Source organism: Mycobacterium sherrisii, from assembly GCF_002102355.1.
GTDB classification, from domain to species: domain Bacteria; phylum Actinomycetota; class Actinomycetes; order Mycobacteriales; family Mycobacteriaceae; genus Mycobacterium; species Mycobacterium sherrisii.
Map to the genome: position 1 here is coordinate 232,989 of NZ_LQPT01000081.1, position 18,226 is coordinate 251,214.

The 18,226-nt window shown below is 67.5% G+C and carries 14 protein-coding genes; 8 read left to right on the top strand and 6 right to left on the bottom strand.

What is annotated here, in order from left to right:
* Position 1: 1 nt before the first annotated feature.
* Entirely contained in the window at positions 2–346 is a 345-nt protein-coding gene (locus AWC25_RS15795) for a lsr2/espR transcriptional regulator (protein WP_069399321.1), read from the bottom strand.
* Positions 347–520: 174 nt separating this feature from the next.
* Here AWC25_RS15795 and AWC25_RS15800 point away from each other — a divergent pair, with 174 nt between their 5' ends.
* The 4 genes from AWC25_RS15800 to AWC25_RS15815 are packed head-to-tail and all read left to right on the top strand — an operon-like array spanning position 521 to position 5,959.
* Positions 521–1,498, top strand: a complete 978-nt coding sequence (locus AWC25_RS15800; protein ID WP_069399269.1) for an ABC transporter permease — start codon at positions 521–523, stop codon at positions 1,496–1,498.
* Positions 1,495–2,427, top strand: a complete 933-nt coding sequence (locus AWC25_RS15805; protein WP_069399268.1) for an ABC transporter permease — start codon at positions 1,495–1,497, stop codon at positions 2,425–2,427. The genes AWC25_RS15800 and AWC25_RS15805 overlap by 4 nt, the downstream gene beginning before the upstream one ends.
* Positions 2,424–4,259: a dipeptide ABC transporter ATP-binding protein gene (locus AWC25_RS15810; RefSeq protein ID WP_085167061.1), complete on the top strand. Its 1,836-nt coding sequence runs from the start codon at positions 2,424–2,426 to the stop codon at positions 4,257–4,259. Before AWC25_RS15805 ends, AWC25_RS15810 begins: the two co-directional genes overlap by 4 nt.
* Before the next feature lie 35 nt (positions 4,260–4,294).
* A complete protein-coding gene (locus AWC25_RS15815) occupies positions 4,295–5,959 on the top strand; it encodes an ABC transporter family substrate-binding protein (protein ID WP_085167080.1) in 1,665 nt (554 codons plus the stop codon).
* On the opposite strand, the gene AWC25_RS15820 is transcribed toward AWC25_RS15815, so the two are convergent.
* The 3 genes from AWC25_RS15820 to AWC25_RS15830 form a co-directional block, all read right to left on the bottom strand.
* Entirely contained in the window at positions 5,946–7,193 is a 1,248-nt protein-coding gene (locus tag AWC25_RS15820) for an alpha/beta hydrolase (RefSeq protein ID WP_085167062.1), read from the bottom strand. The two genes, AWC25_RS15815 and AWC25_RS15820, sit on opposite strands and share 14 nt — an antisense overlap.
* Positions 7,194–7,261: 68 nt before the next feature.
* Positions 7,262–9,883 (bottom strand): AAA family ATPase, encoded by a 2,622-nt coding sequence (locus AWC25_RS15825; protein WP_085167063.1) that lies wholly within the window; start codon positions 9,881–9,883, stop codon positions 7,262–7,264.
* Positions 9,880–11,028, bottom strand: coding sequence for a metallophosphoesterase family protein (locus tag AWC25_RS15830; RefSeq protein WP_069399264.1), 1,149 nt, complete (start codon positions 11,026–11,028; stop codon positions 9,880–9,882). The genes AWC25_RS15825 and AWC25_RS15830 overlap by 4 nt, the downstream gene beginning before the upstream one ends.
* A gap of 240 nt (positions 11,029–11,268) precedes the next feature.
* Here AWC25_RS15830 and AWC25_RS15835 point away from each other — a divergent pair, with 240 nt between their 5' ends.
* Positions 11,269–12,699 carry an HNH endonuclease signature motif containing protein gene (locus AWC25_RS15835; RefSeq protein ID WP_085167064.1) on the top strand — a complete coding sequence of 477 codons (1,431 nt, stop codon included), beginning with the start codon at positions 11,269–11,271 and terminating at the stop codon, positions 12,697–12,699.
* Positions 12,700–12,703: 4 nt separating this feature from the next.
* Positions 12,704–13,216 (top strand): SixA phosphatase family protein, encoded by a 513-nt coding sequence (locus AWC25_RS15840; RefSeq protein ID WP_198166601.1) that lies wholly within the window; start codon positions 12,704–12,706, stop codon positions 13,214–13,216.
* A 5-nt stretch (positions 13,217–13,221) separates the two neighbouring features.
* Here the strand turns inward: AWC25_RS15840 and AWC25_RS15845 are convergent, their stop codons facing one another.
* Positions 13,222–13,767, bottom strand: coding sequence for a DUF3558 domain-containing protein (locus AWC25_RS15845; protein WP_169717134.1), 546 nt, complete (start codon positions 13,765–13,767; stop codon positions 13,222–13,224).
* Positions 13,767–14,291: a DUF3558 domain-containing protein gene (locus AWC25_RS15850; RefSeq protein ID WP_142278873.1), complete on the bottom strand. Its 525-nt coding sequence runs from the start codon at positions 14,289–14,291 to the stop codon at positions 13,767–13,769. The genes AWC25_RS15845 and AWC25_RS15850 overlap by 1 nt, the downstream gene beginning before the upstream one ends.
* A 213-nt stretch (positions 14,292–14,504) precedes the next feature.
* Here AWC25_RS15850 and AWC25_RS15855 point away from each other — a divergent pair, with 213 nt between their 5' ends.
* Both AWC25_RS15855 and AWC25_RS15860 read left to right on the top strand, forming a co-directional pair.
* A complete protein-coding gene (locus AWC25_RS15855) occupies positions 14,505–16,271 on the top strand; it encodes an ABC transporter ATP-binding protein (RefSeq protein ID WP_085167081.1) in 1,767 nt (588 codons plus the stop codon).
* Entirely contained in the window at positions 16,268–18,166 is a 1,899-nt protein-coding gene (locus AWC25_RS15860; RefSeq protein WP_085167065.1) for an ABC transporter ATP-binding protein, read from the top strand. Before AWC25_RS15855 ends, AWC25_RS15860 begins: the two co-directional genes overlap by 4 nt.
* Positions 18,167–18,226 lie beyond the last annotated feature (60 nt).

Genomic DNA, 18,226 nt, shown 5'->3' on the forward strand with positions numbered 1-18,226 from the left:
GCTAATGGGCCGCGGGGCCGGTGCGCAAATCCTCGAGCACCGCGATCCGATCGGTAAGCACCCGCGCCAGTACCTGGCGAGCCACCGCGAGCAACTCGGCGATATCGGGTGAGGCGATCGAGTAGGTCACGACATTGCCGTCGCGGTCCGCGACGACGACTCCCGCGCGCCGCAACACCGCCAGCTGTTGGGATAGATTCGATGCCTCGAGTCCGACATCGGACACCAACAACTCGCCGACCGAGCGGTCCCGCTCCACCAGCAGCTCGAGAATCCTGATGCGCGCCGGGTGCCCGAGGGTCTTGAAGAAGTCGGCTTTGAGCTTGTAAAGGGGCTTCGATTCCAGCGTCGCTCCTGAAGACTTCAATACTTGTGCAATTGATCAGTTGAAGAACTCATCATACGGCCTGGCCGTTGGCGGTGTGGCCCGGGGCCGACGCGACCGGGGCACCGCGATCCCAGCCGGCCCGCGCCGGTCTCGCTAACCTGTCCCAATGCGATGCAGGCAGGCCGCCCGGGCATGATCCGGTACCTCGCCCGACGGTTCCTCAACTACGTCGTCCTGCTGGTGCTGGCGTCCTTCCTGACTTTTCTGTTGACCTCCCAGACGTTTCATCCGCTCGACAGTTTCGTGCAGCGCCATCCGACGCCGCCACCGGAGGCCATTCACGCCAAGGCCGTCGCGCTGGGCTTGGACAAACCGGTGGTGCTTCGCTACGCCCACTGGATCGGGGGTGTGATCCGCGGTGATTTCGGGATGACGGTCAGCGGCCATCCGGTCTCCGAGGAGCTATGGCGCCGGGTCGGGGTGAGCCTGCGGTTGGTGGTGACGGGTTCGGTGCTGGGCACCCTGATCGGCGTCGTCGCGGGCGCCTGGGGCGCGGTGCGGCAATACCGGCTCAGCGACCGGGTAATCACGGTGTTGTCGCTGATCATCTTGAGCATCCCGTCGTTCGTGCTGGCCAGCCTGCTCATCCTGGGCGCACTGCGGGTCAACATGCTCGCCGGCGTCGGGATCTTTCAATACACGGGTGAGACCTCGCCGCTGCCGCCCAGCGGAACCGTGGACGAGCTGATCGGGCGGTTGCAGCACATGGTGCTGCCGACGCTGACGCTGGCGTTGGGCGCGATCGCGGGTTTCAGCCGCTACCAACGCAATGCGATGCTCGACGTGCTCGGCGAGGACTTCATCCGCACCGCGCGGGCCAAGGGTTTGACCCGTCGGCGCGCGCTGTTCAAGCACGGCCTGCGTACCGCGCTCATCCCAATGGCCACGTTGTTCGCCTATGGCGTGAGCGGGCTGGTCGTCGGCGCGGTGTTCGTCGAGAAAATCTTCGGCTGGCACGGCATGGGCGAATGGGTGGTGTCGGGAATCGCGACCCAGGACGCGAACGTCGTCGCGGCGATCACGCTGTTCTCCGGCGCGGCAGTGCTTTTGGCGGGCCTGCTGTCCGACGTCATCTACGCGGCACTGGATCCGAGGGTGCGGGTGTCATGACCACGCGCACCGGCGTCGACCCGGCCGCGACGTTCACGTCGCGCCGAAACTTGTTGGTTCGCCGCTTTCTTCGCAATAGGCCGGCCGCGGCCGCACTGGTCCTGCTGGCGCTGGCATTCGTCGGTTGCTACGCATTGCCGCCGCTGTTGCCCTACAGCTATCTCGATCTGGACCTGCACGCGCTGCTGCAGCCGCCGTCGACGCGGCACTGGTTCGGCACCAATGCCCTGGGACAGGATCTGCTGGCCCGCACCCTGACCGGGATGCAGAAATCGCTACTGATCGGCGTATGCGTTGCCGTGATCTCGACCACCATCGCCGCGACCGTCGGATCGATCGCCGGTTATTTCGGGGGCTGGCGGGATCGCACGCTGATGTGGCTGGTGGATCTGCTGCTGGTGGTGCCCAGTTTCCTGCTGATCGCCATCGTCACGCCGCGCACCAAGCAGTCGAACAGCGTTCTGTGGCTCATCGTGTTGCTCGCCGCCTTCGGCTGGATGGTCAGCTCACGGATGGTGCGCGGCCTGACCATGAGCTTGCGAGAGCGCGAATTCGTCCGCGCGGCACGGTATATGGGCGTTTCAAGTCGGCGGGTGATCGTTCACCACATCGTGCCGAACGTGGCCTCGATCCTGATCATCGACGCCACCCTGAACGTAGGTTTCGCGATTCTCGCGGAGACCGGGTTGAGCTTTTTGGGGTTCGGCGTTCAGCCGCCGGACGTCTCACTGGGCACCCTGATCGCCGAAGGCACGCCCTCGGCGACCACGTTCCCCTGGGTTTTCCTGTTCCCGGGCGCGGCGTTGGTCGCGATTGTGTTGTGCGCGAACCTCGCCGGTGACGGACTGCGCGACGCCGTCGATCCGTCCGCGCGGCCCGTCCCCCGCAAGCCACGCAAGAAACGAAAGACGGCGGGGCGGCCGCGGTGAGCGCCCTGCTGCAGGTGACCGATCTCGGGGTCACGTTCGACACCGGGGACGTGCGGGTGCCCGCCGTGCGCGGCGCGACGTACCACATCGATCCCGGCGAAGTGCTGGCCATCGTCGGCGAATCCGGCTCGGGCAAAAGCACCGCGGCCATGGCCGTGGTCGGGCTGCTGCCGGAGTACGGACAGGTTTCGGGATCGGTGCGGTTGCAGGGCCGGGAGCTACTCGGGCTTCCCGACCAGGCGATGTCGCAGATCCGCGGCAAGACGATCGGCACCGTGTTCCAGGACCCGATGTCGGCGCTGACGCCGGTCTACACCGTCGGGGACCAAATCGCCGAAGCCATCACCGTCCACCACCGCGACGTCGGCCGGGCAGCCGCGCGCAAGCGGGCGGTGGAGCTGCTCGAGCTTGTCGGCATCGCGCAGCCGGACCGCCGGGCGAAAGCATTCCCGCACGAGTTGTCCGGTGGCGAGCGGCAGCGGGTGGTCATCGCGATCGCGATCGCCAACGATCCGGATCTGCTGATCTGTGACGAGCCGACCACCGCGCTCGACGTGACGGTGCAGGCGCAGATTCTCGACGTGCTGCGGACGGCCCGCGACGTCACCGGCGCCGGTGTGCTGATCATCACCCACGATCTGGGGGTGGTCTCGGAGTTCGCCGACCGCGCGATGGTCATGTACGCCGGGCGTGCCGTCGAGATCGCGACGGTCGACGCGCTGTACCGAGACCGCCGCATGCCCTACACGGTTGGGCTGCTCGGGTCGGTACCGCGGTTGGATGCCGCGCAGGGCACCCGGCTGATCCCGATTCCGGGCGCACCGCCCACCGTCGCCGAGCCGGTGCCCGACGCCTGCCCGTTCGCGCCGCGCTGTCCGCTGGTGATCGAAGAGTGCCGTGCTGCCGAACCGCCGTTGCTTCCCGTCGCGGACGGGCACCGGGCGGCCTGCATTCGCACCGACGACGTCGCGGGTCGCAGTGCCGCCGAAATCTTCGCCGTGTCAACGCATCCGAGCGGCGCGGCCGCGGCGGACGGCGAACGCGACGTGGTGCTACGGGTCACCGACCTCGCCAAGACCTACCCCCTGACCAAGGGCGTCATCTTCCGCCGGAGGATGGGCGAAGTACGGGCCGTAGACGGCATCAGCTTCACCTTGGAGCGCGGCCGCACGTTGGCGATCGTCGGGGAGTCCGGGTCGGGCAAATCGACCACGTTGCAACAGATCCTGGAACTGGCACCTCCGCAGTCGGGCGCTGTCGAGGTGCTGGGCGCCGACGTGGCGGGGCTGAGCCCGCAGCGCCGCCGCGCGCTGCGACGCGACATCCAGGTGGTGTTCCAAGATCCGGTAGCGTCGCTGGATCCCCGGCTTCCCGTTTCCGAGGTCATCGCCGAGCCCCTGCAGGCGAACGGGTTTCGTAAGAGCGAGGCCGACGCGCGAGTCGCGGAGCTGCTGGACATCGTCGGCCTGCGGCACGCCGACGCCGCGCGCTACCCGGCCGAGTTCTCCGGCGGCCAGAAGCAGCGGATCGGCATCGCGCGGGCGCTGGCGTTGCGGCCCAAGATATTGGCGCTCGACGAGCCGGTATCGGCGCTGGACGTGTCGATCCAAGCCGGGATCATCAACCTGCTGCTCGACCTGCAGGACCGCTTCGAGTTGTCATATCTGTTTGTCTCGCATGATCTTTCGGTCGTCAGGCATCTGGCACATCGCGTTGTGGTGCTCTATCGCGGCGCTATCGTCGAGCAGGGCGACAGCGACGAGGTTTTCACCGATCCACAGCACGAGTACACCCAGCGGCTGCTGGCCGCGGTTCCGCGAGCGCATCGGTGATGTCGCGGCTGGTTAGCATCGGCAGGGTGACGGTGATGCCGAGGACCCGCAAGATCGCGGCGCTGGCGATGGCGTCGGTGCTGCTGGTCGCCGGATGCTCCACCGGTTACCAGGACCTGCCCGAGACCCGGGCCGCGCAGCTCGGCGCGGACAGCGACATCAACCCGCAAGATCCCGCCACGCTGCGGGAGGGTGGCGACCTGCGACTACCGCTGACGGCCTTCCCGGACAACTTCAACCAGTTGAACATCGACGGCAACACCTCCGACACCGCCGCGGTGCTCGGGGCCACGCTGCCGGGGGCGTTCATGACCCAGCCCGACGGGACGCTGCGGCTCAACACCGACTACTTCCTCGGTGCCGAACTGACCGGCACCAACCCCCAAACCGTCACATACACAATCAATCCCAAGGCGACCTGGAGCGACGGCACCCCGATCACCTGGGAAGACCTCAAGTCCGAAGTCGAGGCGTGCAACGGTCACGACAAGCGGTACCTGATCGCCAGCCGGGCCGGCTTCGAACGCGTGCGGTCGGTGACCCGCGGAGTCGACGACCGGCAGGCGGTGGTCACCTTCTCCGTTCCATATTCCGAATGGCGGGGGATGTTCGCCGGGGGGATACAGCCCCACCGCATGACGGCCAATCCGGAGGTCTTCAACACCGGTCAGCTCGAGCGTCCGGGGCCGTCGGCCGGCCCGTTCATCGTGTCCACCATCGACCGGACCGCCCAGCGCATCGTGCTGACCCGCAACCCCCGCTGGTGGGGCCGCAAGCCACGGCTGAACTCGATCACCTTCCTGGTGCTCGACGTGTCGGCGATCATCCCCGCGTTGCAGAACAAGGCGATCGACACGGCGGGCATCACCACGCTCGACGATATGGTGACCGCCCAACGCACACCGGGCATCGTGATCCGCCGCGCGCCGGCCCCCACCTGGTTCCACTTGACCTTCAACGGCGCCGCGGGGTCGATCATGGCCGACGAGCGGTTGCGGCTGGCGATTTGTCAGGGCATCGACCGCCAGGCCATCGTCGACGTCGTCCAGCACGGGCTGACCACCCATCCCACGCCGCTGAACAACCACATCTATGTGGCCGGCCAGGTCGGATACCAAAACAACAGCGCACCAGGCGATTACAATCCGGACAAGGCCCGCCGCGACCTAGATGCCATGGGCTGGAAGCTGCACGACGGGGTGCGGGAGAAGGACGGCAAGCAGCTGATCGTGCGCGACGTGCTGTTCGACGCGCCGGCCAACCGCCAGGTCGCGATGGTCGCGCAGAACAGCCTGGCGCAGATCGGCGTGAAGCTGGTCCTCGACGTCAAAGCCGGCAACGGTTTCTTCAGCCAGTACATTGGCGTCGGCGATTTCGATATCGCCCAGTTCGGGTGGGCGGGCAATGCGTTCCCGCTGTCGGCGCTTCCGCAGATCTACACCTCGGACGGCGACAGTAATTTCGGCAAGATCGGCGACGCCGCGATCGATGCAAAGATCGCCGAGACGCTCTCGGAGCTGGACCAGGACAAGGCCCGGGCGCTCGCGAATCAAGTGGACTCGATGATCTGGCGGGAGGGGTTCAACCTGCCGCTGTTCCAGTCGCCCGGCAACCACGCGGTGCGCAGCGATCTGGCCAACTTCGGTGCACCGGGGCTTGCCGACATCGACTACACCGCAATCGGATTCATGCGGACTTGACCCGCCGCTGCAGCGGCAGGGCCGGTAATGCACCCTCGACGATGGCCGCCGCCCGCACCGCCTTCCACAACACCCGCAGGGCGGGACGCGCCGGCAGCATATCCAGCGCGGGTCCCCGTCCGGGTAGCGTGTCGATGTCGCCGCGGCACACCGCCGCGGCGACGGCCAGCGCGGCCGGCTCACGAAAATCCAGCACGCTGTGCGCCGTGGCGGGCAACGCCAGCAGCACCGCGCCGGGTACCAGCGACGCCACCCGCTCGGCCACCGCGCGCGGCGTCACCAGATCTCGGCCGCCGGATATCACGACCGTGGGCCAGTTGAATTTCGGCATCTCGCTTACCAGATCATAGGGTTCACTCTCGAAAGCCTCTGTTACATCCATGATTTCGCGCATCGCAGCGGCGGGATCGAACGGCAGGCCATCCGGTTCGGCCGCATAGTCGAGTTCGCGGAACGCGATGCGGCTGACCAGGTCGACCTCGTGGCGGTAGGCCACGTTGAGGCTGACGATTGCGGACATACGAGACAGGGCCCACCACAGGAGTTTTCGGCCGCTCAACAACAGGTCCAGTTCACGGTCCAGCAGCGACGCCCCACCGTAGGCGTAACTGGTGGTGGCGATCTCTGCCGCCGATCCGGCCAACAGTCCCGCGTCGACCAGCTTGCGGACTTTTGGCACCAGCGCGGCGGTTTCCGGTGTACCGCCGTCGAAGAGCAGGCCGCGAACCGCGTCGCGGACCAGCACGATGTCGTGGCGCGACAGCAGTGGCGAATCGAGAATCATCGCGTGCACCCGGCCGGGGTGACGCACGCCCAGACCGGCCGCGATGTAGCTGCCGTAGGACGTGCCGTAGGTGACGGTGGAGTCGACCCTGGCGTCGTCGAGTACGGCGGCGATGTCGTCCACCACTTGGTCGACGGTGATCGCTTCGGGCGGTAGGTCGGCGCCGGAGTCGTCCTGCCGCGACATTCCGATGCCGCGATGTTCGATCATGATGACGTCGAGCCCGGCGTTGGCCGCGCGGCGGCGCAACCCCTTGTAGACCTGTAGCGAGGCCACACCCGGACCACCGGGGACGATGACCAGCGGATGGGCGGACTTGCGTCCGGTGCGCACGTAGTACAGATCGAACTCGTCGGGGCTGCCCGGAAAGATCGGCCGCCGGACCGGGCGGACGCCGGGCATTCCGGCAAGCTTCTGCCGCACCCGACGCCGTTTCGCGTGTATTGCCATCGCCGCTTATTCTGCCTAGCCCGACGGCGATCAGCAGCACGGCGCTCGGCGCCGCTCGGGTTGTCGTCCTAGACCGTCAAGTCGATGCGGTGCGCACCCTTCACGCCGTCGTAGCGGTCGGGGCTGCAGGTCAATACGATCACCTGCCCGTGCGCGCCGACGGTGTCGAACACCTCGCCCATCTTGGCGAGCCGGTCGGGGTCGGTGAAGCCGAGCGCGTCGTCGACCACCACCGGGACCGCGTCTTCCTTGGCGACCAGGGCGGCACCGGCGAGTCGCGCCAGGATCCCGAGTTGCTCCTTGGCCCCACCCGACAGCGAGTCGTAGGGCACCGTGACGCCGTCGAGGGTTCGGCTGCGGATGCAGAGGTCGCTGTCGATGTCGACTTCGAAAGTCGGCCCGAACACCGGACGACCGAGCCGCTGCAACTCCGTGCGATACGGCTCGACATAGCCCAACCGCGTGGTGTCGCGGTGGCGCGACATCACCGACCGCAGCAGCTGTGCGGCCCGGGCCCGGCTGCCGATCCGTGCGTGCTGGCTGGCCGCATGCTCACGCTCCGTCTGCGCGGCATCGAGCTGGCCCTGCCGGCCTTCACTGCCGAAAACCGAGAGCTCGATGGCCAATTCGCGCAGCTGCACGGTCGCCTCATCGTGGCGGCGGCGCAGCGATTCGGCGGCCTCGGTGGCCGCGGCCAGTTCGGCCGTCACGGCTTCCGGCGCCGCGGCGGCCAGTTGCCGGTCCAGTTCGTCGGCCCGCTGCTGCGCCGCCGCTGCGGCGCGTTGGCCGGTCTGTGCCGACGCGGCCAGGTCCTCGTCGCTCACCGAGGAGCGCTCGTGAACGAGCTGGTCGGCGGCCCTGCTGAATTCGGCTTGCTGGGTCGCCACGTCGTTGCGTAACACCGTTGCGGTGGTGGAGGTTTCGGTGAGTCGGGTGTCGGAGGCCACGGCGTCGCGACGGCGGGCCTCGCAGTCGGCGGTCGCGGTGAGCAGGGCTGCTTGCGCGGCGTCGAGTTCGGCGCGGGCGGTGTCGATATCGACGGCGAAAAGGTCGGGCTCGGCCGGTTGATCGGCACGCAGCCGGGCCAGCCGTTCCCGTAGCAGGTCGATGTCGTCGTCGCCACACACCCCGGACAGGGTCGCGGTCAGTTGATCGCGGCTGCTCTGCAATTCACGGCGACGCTGGTCGGCCGATCGCGCGGCGGCCAGATCAGCGACCCCACCGGCCGCCAACGCGGCAGCCAATTCATGTTGTGCCGCAGCGTGTTTCGCCTGAACGTCGAGCGCGGTCGCGCCGGGGGTGATCCGCGCGGTCAGCACACCGGGAATCTCGATCTCGGTGGGACCGGTGCAAGTGGTGGACCAGGTCTTTCCGGCCGCCAACGATACGTGGTGTTGCCCGACGATGAGTTCGGTCGCGGCGACGGCGGTGAAGTCGATTGCCGCAGAGATTAACTCGAGCTGGTCGCCGGTCCGGTCGACGGCCGCGGCGGCACTTTCGATCCGCCCAAGCAGCTCCTCGGTGACGACGATCCGGTCCAGCTCGGCGGTGATGCGGTCGCGGTCGCGCTGGATCGTGTCGATCTTGGCCAGTCGTGCGGCCAGGCGATCGATCTCGTCGCGGCCGCACAGTTGATCGACGGTGTGCCGTGCAACATCGGCCCGGGCCTGCAGGTCGGCCACGACCTGGGTGGCCTGCCGCAGCGCGGCCCCGGCCGCGTCGGCCTCGGCACGCGCCGCGGACTCGGCCTCCACGGCTTGCTGTGCGGCGGCCTCCGCGGCGGCGACGGCCGCTGCGCGGGCGTCGATGTCGGCCACCAGTCGCAGCCGCCCGGTGTGTGCGGCGGTGGCGGCGTTGCTGGTGGCGGCCGCGGCGGACGCGACCAACGTGGCTTCCCGCGCTTGGCGGGTGAGGTCGGCGATCTTGTCTGCCGCGGCCCGTGCGCAGGCCAGTCGCGGCCCCGTCGCGACTTGCAGCTGCGACAACTCGGCGACCTGCGCGGTCAGCGCGGCGTGGCGACGCACCCGGTCGTCGACCTCGTCGACCGCCGCCTGGCACTCGGCAACGGCGGCCTCCACCTGGTCCAGCCGGGAGATGGCCGTGGCCCACTCGCCGGTGGGCCGTCCGGTGCCGGTGAAATAACGGGCATATTCCGCGTCGATCCGCTCGATCAGCAGTGGCTCGTTGCCCGACAGCGCGGCCTGGTCGCCGGCCGCGACGTCGAGTGCGCGCGACAGCGCATCGCAACCGGACAGGTCGACCGGGGAGGTCGAGGTGGCCTGCAGGACGCGCTGCGCATGCCACAGATCGTTGTCCACCGTCTCCGCGAGCATCACACGTACCCGGTCGTGCGCTTCATCACCGGTCAGTTGCTCGCGGCGCGGCGCCAGCACGGTCAACTCCGTCTCACACTTTTTGTGGAAACGCTTGCGGTACACGAATCGGTATGTACCGCAGCTGATTTCAGCCGTGACCTCGGAACCGACATCGCTGTTGGTTGGCTTGACCTGCTTGACTTCCTTTTTGGTCGAGCGGTCCCTTGACTCCAGAAGCAGGTCCAGCGCCTCGATCATGGACGACTTGCCGATCTCGTTGGCGCCGCTGACCACGACCACCCCGCGGTCGGGGAATTCGATCTCGCGGTGCCGGATTCCCCGGTAGTTCGTCAGGACCAGCCGGTGCAGCTTCATGCCGCGCCCCGATCGGTCAGCCGCAGCAAAAGCGCCAGCGCGGCCTGGGCGTCGCCGGCCGAATCGGGATCCTCGCCGCGGGCCGTGGCGACCAGCTCTTCGACCGCCGCTGCGGCGAACCCGCCGATGCCGAGATCGGTGAACTCGCCGTCGGCGGGGATGACGGCCAGCTCCGTGTGCCGTTCCCACATGCCCAGGTACGCGAACAGCCGCCCATAACGGTCCAGGCAGGCATCCAGCGCGGCTCGGTCCGTCACCGTCAGCGACCCCGTCAGTGCCAGCCGCACCACGGTGCGGTCCTTCTCGGTCATCAGGTCGAGATTCATGTCGAGATCGGCGATGTCGCGGCTGTTGTCGACCTGACGGTGCAGCGTGACGAACCGCCAGTGCCCTACTCGATGCGGTGTCACCGACACGGCGTTGGCTTCATCGATGTCGACGACCAGCACGTGCCCGGGGTTGGATTCCACGTCGTCGAAGTTGGTGACTTCTGGCGACCCGGAGTACCAGATGCGGCCGCTGTCGCCGACCTGGGTGAGCGAATGCTTGTCCCCGAGCGCGGCGTAGTGCACCACGCCGTGCGTGAGTGCGTGCTGCAGCGCGGCCAGCCGGATCAGCGACGGCTTGTCGCGGTCGGGATCGAGGACGTCGACGCCGCCGTGCGCGACGAGCACGCGGGTGGTTGGACTCTGGCCGGCCTCGATGCCGTCGAGGACCTCGGCGACCAGGTCGGTGGTCGGCGCCTTGGACCGCCATGGCGCCGCGACGATCTCGACACCGGGCCGCACGTGATGGATGCCGGGCCGGTCGAGCACGATGACGTTATCCGGGCATTCGGCCTTGAACAAGGCACCGGTGAACACCGACGACGCGTCGAGGGGATCGTGGTTGCCGGGCAACAGATAGACCGGAATCCCGATGGCGCGCATGGCTTCCAGCGATTGACCGATCACCTGGGGAGCGAGTTGGTTGTGTTCGAAAACGTCGCCGGCAACCACGACGAACTCCGCGCCCACCTCGGCGGCCAGGGCGCCCAGGCCGGCCACCGCATCGCGGCGGGCGGCCGAGTACCGCGGCTGGGCGTCCCCGGCAAGGAAGTGCCGGGTCATGCCCAGCTGCCAGTCGGCGGTGTGCAGGAATCGCATCCCGGCGCTCCCTTCGGAATTGGCGTGGCTATCAGGGCACCGCGAAGTCTAAGTGGGTTCACCGACAACTCCGGGGACGCGCACCGGCATGCCTCGACGCAGTATCGGCGGGTGTGTCGTTGTGCCCGGCTTTGAGCGACTTTCGCCGTGGTTGCACACTGGTGAAATTTCTCGTGTCACTTTCGTTTCTGCAGTCACAACGCGCGGTTTTGTGTCGGTGACCCGGCCTAGCTTCGGGGTATGAGTACAGCCCTGGTCGATGGTGCTGGCGCTGGCGGAGTTGACGCCGGCGTCGATGATGAGGCGGACGCCGGCGTCGATGATGAGGCGGATGCGTTCGATGCGTTGGAGGCTGCCCTGCACGGGGTGCTCGGCTTGGACACGACCCGGCTGAACACCCGGCAGCGGCTGCAGCGGTTGGGGCGCTACGAACGGATCCGCCGCATGTTGCCCGCCGGGGAGCATGCGCTGATCAACCAGCTGGCCCGCGAGGCCACCCCGGCGGAGTTGGGCTGCCCTTTATCGCAGGCGGTCGCCGACTGGACCCAGATCAGCCGCGCCGAAGCTGGCCGCCGCGTGCGCGAGGCCGCCGACCTGGGCCCGCGGTGCGCGTTGACCGGCGCGCCGTTGGCCCCGGTGCTGCCCGCCACCGCCAGGGCCCAAGCCGAGGGACGGTTGGGGCCTGAGCATGTGGCGGTGATCCGCCGCTTTTATCACCGCCTGCCCGGCTGGATCGACGACGACACCCGCAGCCACGCCGAAACTCACCTCGCCACCCTGGGCACTCAGTACCGCCCCGATCAACTGGCCCGGCTCGCCGACAAGCTCGCTGACTGTCTCAACCCCGACGGCAGCCACAGCGACGACGACCGCGCCCACCGCCGCGCCCTGACCCTGGGTAAACAGCAACCCGACGGGATGTCGGCGGTCAGCGGCTGGTTGACCCCGGAGCTACGCGCCACCCTGGAAGCCGTCCTGGCGAAGTTGGCCGCCCCCGGCATGTGCAACCCCACCGACGAGCAACCCACGGTGGACGGATCGCCGGGTCAGGATGCCATCGACGGCGACGTCCGCAGCGCGGCGCAACGCCACCACGACGGTCTCAACGCCGCCCTGCGCGCGGTCCTGGCCAGCGGGGAGCTCGGCCAGCACAACGGGCTGCCGGCCACCATCATCGTGTCGACCACCCTGACCGAATTACAGGCCGTGCAGGGCCACGGCAGCACCGGTGCGGGGACCCGGCTGCCGATCAGCGACGTGATCCGGCTGGCCCGCCATGCGTACCACTACCTGGCCGTCTTCGACGGCGCCAAGCCCGTGGCGCTGTATCACACCAAACGCTTGGCCTCACCCGGCCAACGCATCGTGCTCTACGCCAAAGACCGCGGCTGCTCGGCGCCCGGCTGCGACGTCGGCGGCTACTACTGCGAGGTGCACCATGTCACCGACTACGCCACCTGCCGAGAAACCGACATCGACAACCTCACCCTGGCCTGCGGACCACACCACCGCCTCCTGCAACCCCAAGGCTGGACCACCCGCCGAAACACCAACGGCCACACCGAATGGATCCCACCACCCCACCAGGACCGCGGCCAACCCCGCACCAACACCTATCACCACCCCGAACGACAGCTCACCGACGACACCGACACCGGCGGCGTCACCTAACGTGATGCGGGTGAGCGAATCTCGGCGGACCCTGTTGTTGATGCGGCACGCGAAATCCGGCTACCCGCCCGGAGTCGCGGACCACGACCGGCCATTGGCGCCGCGCGGGATACGGGAAGCGGGGCTGGGCGGTGACTGGCTGCGGGTCAACCAGCCGAGGATCGATCTCGTGTTGTGCTCCACGGCGACCCGCGCCCGGCAGACGCTGTCCCACACGGGCGTTGACGCCCCGGTGCAGTACCGCGACCGCCTCTACGACACCACACCGGGGACGGTGATCGACGAGATCAACGCGGTCGCCGACACGGTCGGTACCCTGCTCGTCGTCGGGCACGAACCGACCATGTCCGCGCTGGCACTGGGGCTGACAACCGATGACGACGCGAACAACGCCGCGAGGCAACGCATTTCAGAAAAGTACCCGACGTCGGGCATCGCGGTACTTGGGCTGATCGGCGAGTGGGGCGACTTACAACCGGGCCGGGCCGCTTTGAACTGCTTCTACGTTCCGCGCTGAAGCCGCTACGAGTTCGTCGACAACGTCAGCTCCATCAGCTTGATGGCCTGACCGCACGCATCGATACCGGGCGCCTGCGGGTTGACCCACCAGCCGACCACTCCGGCGGCGTCGCTGGCCACTCCACACGCGCCGTTCGGATCGTCCGGACGCATCACGATCGAATTCACGCCCGCGATCGCCCGGCTTTCCACCTTGTACTTGAGGAACTCGGCCACCTTGCGCTCTTCGCTCAGGCTGCCCTGCTCGAACCAAAACCGGGTGATGTCGATCAGGCCGGCGGGATTGGCCGCCTGCCAGCGGCAGATCGCGCCGACGAACGTGCTCTGGATGTCCAGCGGGTCCGCACCCACGGTCTTGGCCAGGATGTCACTGGTCAACACCTCGCACTCCTTGAGCAGGTTGGGATATTGCTGCTGCGAGTTGTTGTTGCGGGGCACACTGCCCGAACCCGCCTTGACGGCGTTACCGCCGATCGACCTCGAGCAACCGGTCAACACAATCAGCGCGCTGAGCACAACGACGGCCGCCGTTCGGATGCGTCTTGTCATCATTTCGCGTTCGCAATCGATTGGCGAGTCAGTTCGCGGGCAATGTCACACGGCGGCGGGAAGGGCTTTTGGCTGAAGCTGATTGACCACTCGATGAAGTCGTCCTGGAACTGGATCCCGACCTCGCACAGCGAATCGCCCAGGTTCGGCTCGTTGCCGACCGCGATGAAGCCGCTGTGCCCGTTGATGGTGATGTCGTCGACGGTGGCACGCGACAACTCCTCGGTCTTGCGTTCCCGCCCGATCGGGCTGCCGCGATACCAGGAGAACGAGAAATGCGGCCCGAGAATGCCGCCCCCGGCCAGCCACTGGCAGCCCACCGAATTGCGCGCGGTGTTGATCAGGCCGCTCACCTTGGTCAGTTCCGCCACCGTCTGATCGCTGACGCCGCCGCACTGCGGAAACATCGGCCCGTGATGCCCCTCGGCGTCGCCCGGCGCCGACGACGACGTGCCTGGCGGTTTGTTGTCGCCGGAACCGGAGCAGCCCGCCAGCGACGGGACCAGGATCGTCACGGCCGTCATGGCCAGCGCCGCGAGGTTACGACGCACCGCTACCCTGCTTCCGCTCAGCTTGCTGCTGGTCCACACGATGCACTGTAGCGGCAGCCCAGCGGGTCAACCACCGACACGCCACCTGATCAGGCATTTTCGGTGCGCTCGGCGGATGGCGCACCCGCACGCAACCGTCCGGCGGTGCGCACCACCGCGCCGCGCGCCATATGCGACAGTTACCAAATGCTTCTGGCACTGCTGCGCCAGTACATCCGGCCGTACCGCCGGCTGGTGGCGGCGCTGCTGGTGCTCCAAACGATCAGCACCCTGGCAACGCTGTACCTGCCGACACTCAACGCCGCGATCATCGATGACGGCGTCGCCAAGAGTGACACCGCGACGATCGTCAGGCTCGGCATCCTGATGCTGGCAGTCACCGGGCTGCAGGTGCTGTGTTCGGTCGGCGCCACCTACTTCGGGTCGCGGACCGGAATGGGGTTCGGCCGCGACCTGCGCATGGCCATGTTCGAACACGTCACCACGTTCTCCGAACACGAGACCGCCCGATTCGGCGCCCCGACGCTACTCACCCGCAGCACCAACGACGTCCGGCAGATCCAGTACCTGGTGCAGATGGCCGGCACGGTGCTGGTGACGGCGCCGATCATGTGCATCGGCGGAATCTTCATGGCCATCCACCAGGAGGCCACGCTGACGTGGCTGCTGCTGGTCAGCGTCCCGATTTTGGGCGTGGCCAACTACTGGATCATGTCGCACATGCTGCCGCTGTTCCGCAGCATGCAGGCCCTGATCGACGGCATCAACCGGGTGGTGCGCGACCAGCTGTCCGGGGTGCGGGTGGTTCGGGCGTTCACCCGTGAAGACTTTGAGCGCGACCGGTTTTCGCGCGCCAACGCCGCCCTGTCCAACGCGGCCCTGACGGCGGGCAACTGGCAAGCGTTGATGCTGCCGGTGACGACGCTGACCATCAACCTGTCCAGCGTCGCGCTGATCTGGTTCGGCGGACTGCGCATCGATCGCGGTCAGATGCAGGTCGGTTCGCTGACCGCGTTCCTGGCCTACTTCACCCAGATCCTGATGGCGGTGCTGGTCGCGACGATGACACTGGTGGTGTTGCCGCGAGCGTCGGTGTGCGCCGAGCGAATCACCGAAGTGATGTCGACCCGCGCCGCGGTCGCCAGCCCGCAGCACCCGAAGCTTCCGGCGCACCCACTCACCGGCGTGGTGCGTCTGGACGCAGCGACATTCACCTACCCGGGGGCCGAGCGGCCGGTGCTGCACGATATTTCGCTGACCGCCCGGCCCGGCACCACCACCGCGATCGTCGGCAGCACCGGCTCGGGCAAATCGACATTGGTGTCGCTGATCTGCCGGCTTTACGACGTGACCGCCGGCGCGGTGCTGCTCGATGACCTCGACGTCCGCGACTACGACACCGAACGGCTTTGGGCAGCAATCGGATTGGTGCCACAGCGCGGCTACCTCTTCTCCGGCACACTGGCAGAGAATCTGCGAATGGGCGCGGTGCCGGGTAGGGCCGTGACCGACGACGACATGTGGGAAGCGTTGCGCGTGGCGGCGGCCGACGATTTCGTCCGTGCACATCCCGACGGGCTGCACCTGCGCGTCGCCCAGGCCGGCATGAACTTCTCCGGCGGACAACGGCAGCGGCTGGCGATCGCCCGGGCCGTGATCCGCCGCCCGGCAATCTATCTTTTCGACGACGCGTTCTCCGCGCTGGATGTGCATACCGAGGCGCGGGTCCGCGCCGCGTTGCGCGAGGTTTCCGGTGACGCCACCACCATCGTTGTCACGCAGCGGATTTCGACCGCCTCGCGGGCCGACCACATCGTCGTCATCGACGATGGGGAGCTGGTGGGCTCGGGCACTCACGAGTCGTTGCTCGACTCCTGCCCGACCTACGCGGAATTCGCGGACTCCCAGTCGGTGGACGCGGTGCGATCCGACCACGTCGGGGGCACCCCGTGACCACGGCGACCACTCCACGCACGCCGGCGACCCGTTCGCGCGACTTTTGGGGTACCGCCGCGCGACTGGTGCAACGCCTTGCGCCACAACGGAACCTGAGCATCGCCGTGATTGCCCTGGGCCTGGCCGGCACCGCCATCGGGGTCGTCGTGCCGCGGATCCTCGGCCACGCCACGGATCTACTCTTCAACGGCGTAATCGGCCGCGGCCTGCCGGCGGGACTCACCAAGTACCAGGCCGTTGCCCAGGCCCGCGGCCGCGGTGAAAGCACCTTCGCCGACCTGTTGTCCGGGATGAACGTGGTCCCCGGCCGCGGGGTGGAATTCGGAGCCGTCGCACGAACATTGGCCATCGCGTTGGCCCTGTACCTCATTGCCGCACTGCTGATTTGGGCCCAATCGCGGCTGCTCAACCTGACCCTGCAACGCACCATGGTCGCGCTGCGCAACGACGTCGAAGACAAAGTTCACCGGCTGCCACTGTCCTACTTCGACGGGCGGCTGCGCGGCGAACTGCTGAGCCGGATGACCAACGACATCGACAACGTCCAATCGTCGCTGTCGATGACGATCAACCAACTGCTCACGGCGATCCTGACCGTCGTGGCGGTGCTGGCGATGATGCTGTCGATCTCCCCGCTGCTGACCCTGATCGTGCTGCTGGCCGTGCCGCTCTCGCTGCTGGCGACCCGGGCGATCACCCGCCGCTCGCACCGGCTCTTCGCGGCCCAGTGGACCAGCATCGGCCGCCTCAATGCCCACATCGAGGAGACCTACAGCGGGTTCACCGTCGTCAAGACGTTCGGTCACCGGGCCGCGGCGCGCGAACAATTCCGCGCCCTCAACGACGACGTCTACGACGCAAGCTTCGGATCCCAGTTCTTCTCCGGACTGGTGGCGCCCGCCACGACATTCATCGGCAACCTGGGATACGTCGCGGTCGCGGTGCTCGGCGGGCTGCAGGTGGCGACCGGACAGCTCACCCTCGGCAGCATCCAGGCGTTCATTCAGTACGTCCGCCAGTTCAACACGCCGTTGAGTCAGGTGGCCGGAATGTACAACACCCTGCAATCCGGGGTGGCCAGCGCGGAGCGGGTGTTCGCCCTGCTCGACGAGCCCGAGGAAACACCCGACCCGCCGATCGCCGGTGAGCCGGAGCGACCCAACGGGCAGGCATTCGCCGGACGGGTGGAGTTTGCGCACGTCAGCTTCGCCTATCAACCCGGCATCCCGGTCATCCACGACGTGTCGATGACGGTGGTGCCGGGCAGCACCGTCGCGATCGTCGGGCCGACCGGGGCCGGAAAAACCACACTGGTGAACCTGCTGATGCGGTTCTACGAACCCGATTCCGGACGGATCCTCGTCGACGGCATCGACATCGCCTCGATGAGCAGACAAGCCCTGCGCTCGCGCATCGGCATGGTGCTGCAGGACAGTTGGCTGTTCGACGGGACCATCGCCGAGAACATCGCCTACGGACGGCCCGACGCCACCCCCGACGAAGTGATCGAGGCGGCCACCGCGTCCTACGTGGACCGCTTCGTGCACACGCTGCCGAACGGCTACCAGACCCGGGTCAGCGGGGGCGGCGAGAACATCAGCGCCGGCGAAAAGCAGCTGATCACGATCGCACGCGCGTTTCTCGCCCGCCCGCAACTGCTGATCCTCGACGAAGCCACCAGCTCGGTGGACACCCGCACCGAGGCGCTGATTCAGCGCGCCATGCGCGAACTTCGCCGTGATCGCACCAGTTTCGTTATTGCACACCGACTTTCGACGATACGCGATGCAGATCTGATCGTGGTTCTCGAGGCCGGACGCATCGTCGAGCAGGGCAACCACGGCGACCTCATGGCGCGGCGAGGCGCCTACTATGCGATGAGCCGGGCGTAGTTCGGCCTACCTGAGGCGTTACTGAAACGACGCCAAGAAGTTATTGAGGATCCATTTAGG

What these genes read in the sequence shown, in the direction of transcription:
- AWC25_RS15800 (WP_069399269.1), top strand. Translation starts at nt 521, where the DNA reads ATGATCCGGTACCTCGCCCGACGGTTCCTCAACTACGTCGTCCTGCTG.
- AWC25_RS15805 (WP_069399268.1), top strand. Translation starts at nt 1,495, where the DNA reads ATGACCACGCGCACCGGCGTCGACCCGGCCGCGACGTTCACGTCGCGC.
- AWC25_RS15815 (WP_085167080.1), top strand. Translation starts at nt 4,295, where the DNA reads ATGCCGAGGACCCGCAAGATCGCGGCGCTGGCGATGGCGTCGGTGCTG.
- AWC25_RS15820 (WP_085167062.1), bottom strand. Translation starts at nt 7,193, where the DNA reads ATGGCAATACACGCGAAACGGCGTCGGGTGCGGCAGAAGCTTGCCGGA.
- AWC25_RS15825 (WP_085167063.1), bottom strand. Translation starts at nt 9,883, where the DNA reads ATGAAGCTGCACCGGCTGGTCCTGACGAACTACCGGGGAATCCGGCAC.
- AWC25_RS15830 (WP_069399264.1), bottom strand. Translation starts at nt 11,028, where the DNA reads ATGCGATTCCTGCACACCGCCGACTGGCAGCTGGGCATGACCCGGCAC.
- AWC25_RS15835 (WP_085167064.1), top strand. Translation starts at nt 11,269, where the DNA reads ATGAGTACAGCCCTGGTCGATGGTGCTGGCGCTGGCGGAGTTGACGCC.
- AWC25_RS15840 (WP_198166601.1), top strand. Translation starts at nt 12,704, where the DNA reads ATGCGGGTGAGCGAATCTCGGCGGACCCTGTTGTTGATGCGGCACGCG.
- AWC25_RS15845 (WP_169717134.1), bottom strand. Translation starts at nt 13,767, where the DNA reads ATGACAAGACGCATCCGAACGGCGGCCGTCGTTGTGCTCAGCGCGCTG.
- AWC25_RS15850 (WP_142278873.1), bottom strand. Translation starts at nt 14,291, where the DNA reads ATGACGGCCGTGACGATCCTGGTCCCGTCGCTGGCGGGCTGCTCCGGT.
- AWC25_RS15855 (WP_085167081.1), top strand. Translation starts at nt 14,505, where the DNA reads ATGCTTCTGGCACTGCTGCGCCAGTACATCCGGCCGTACCGCCGGCTG.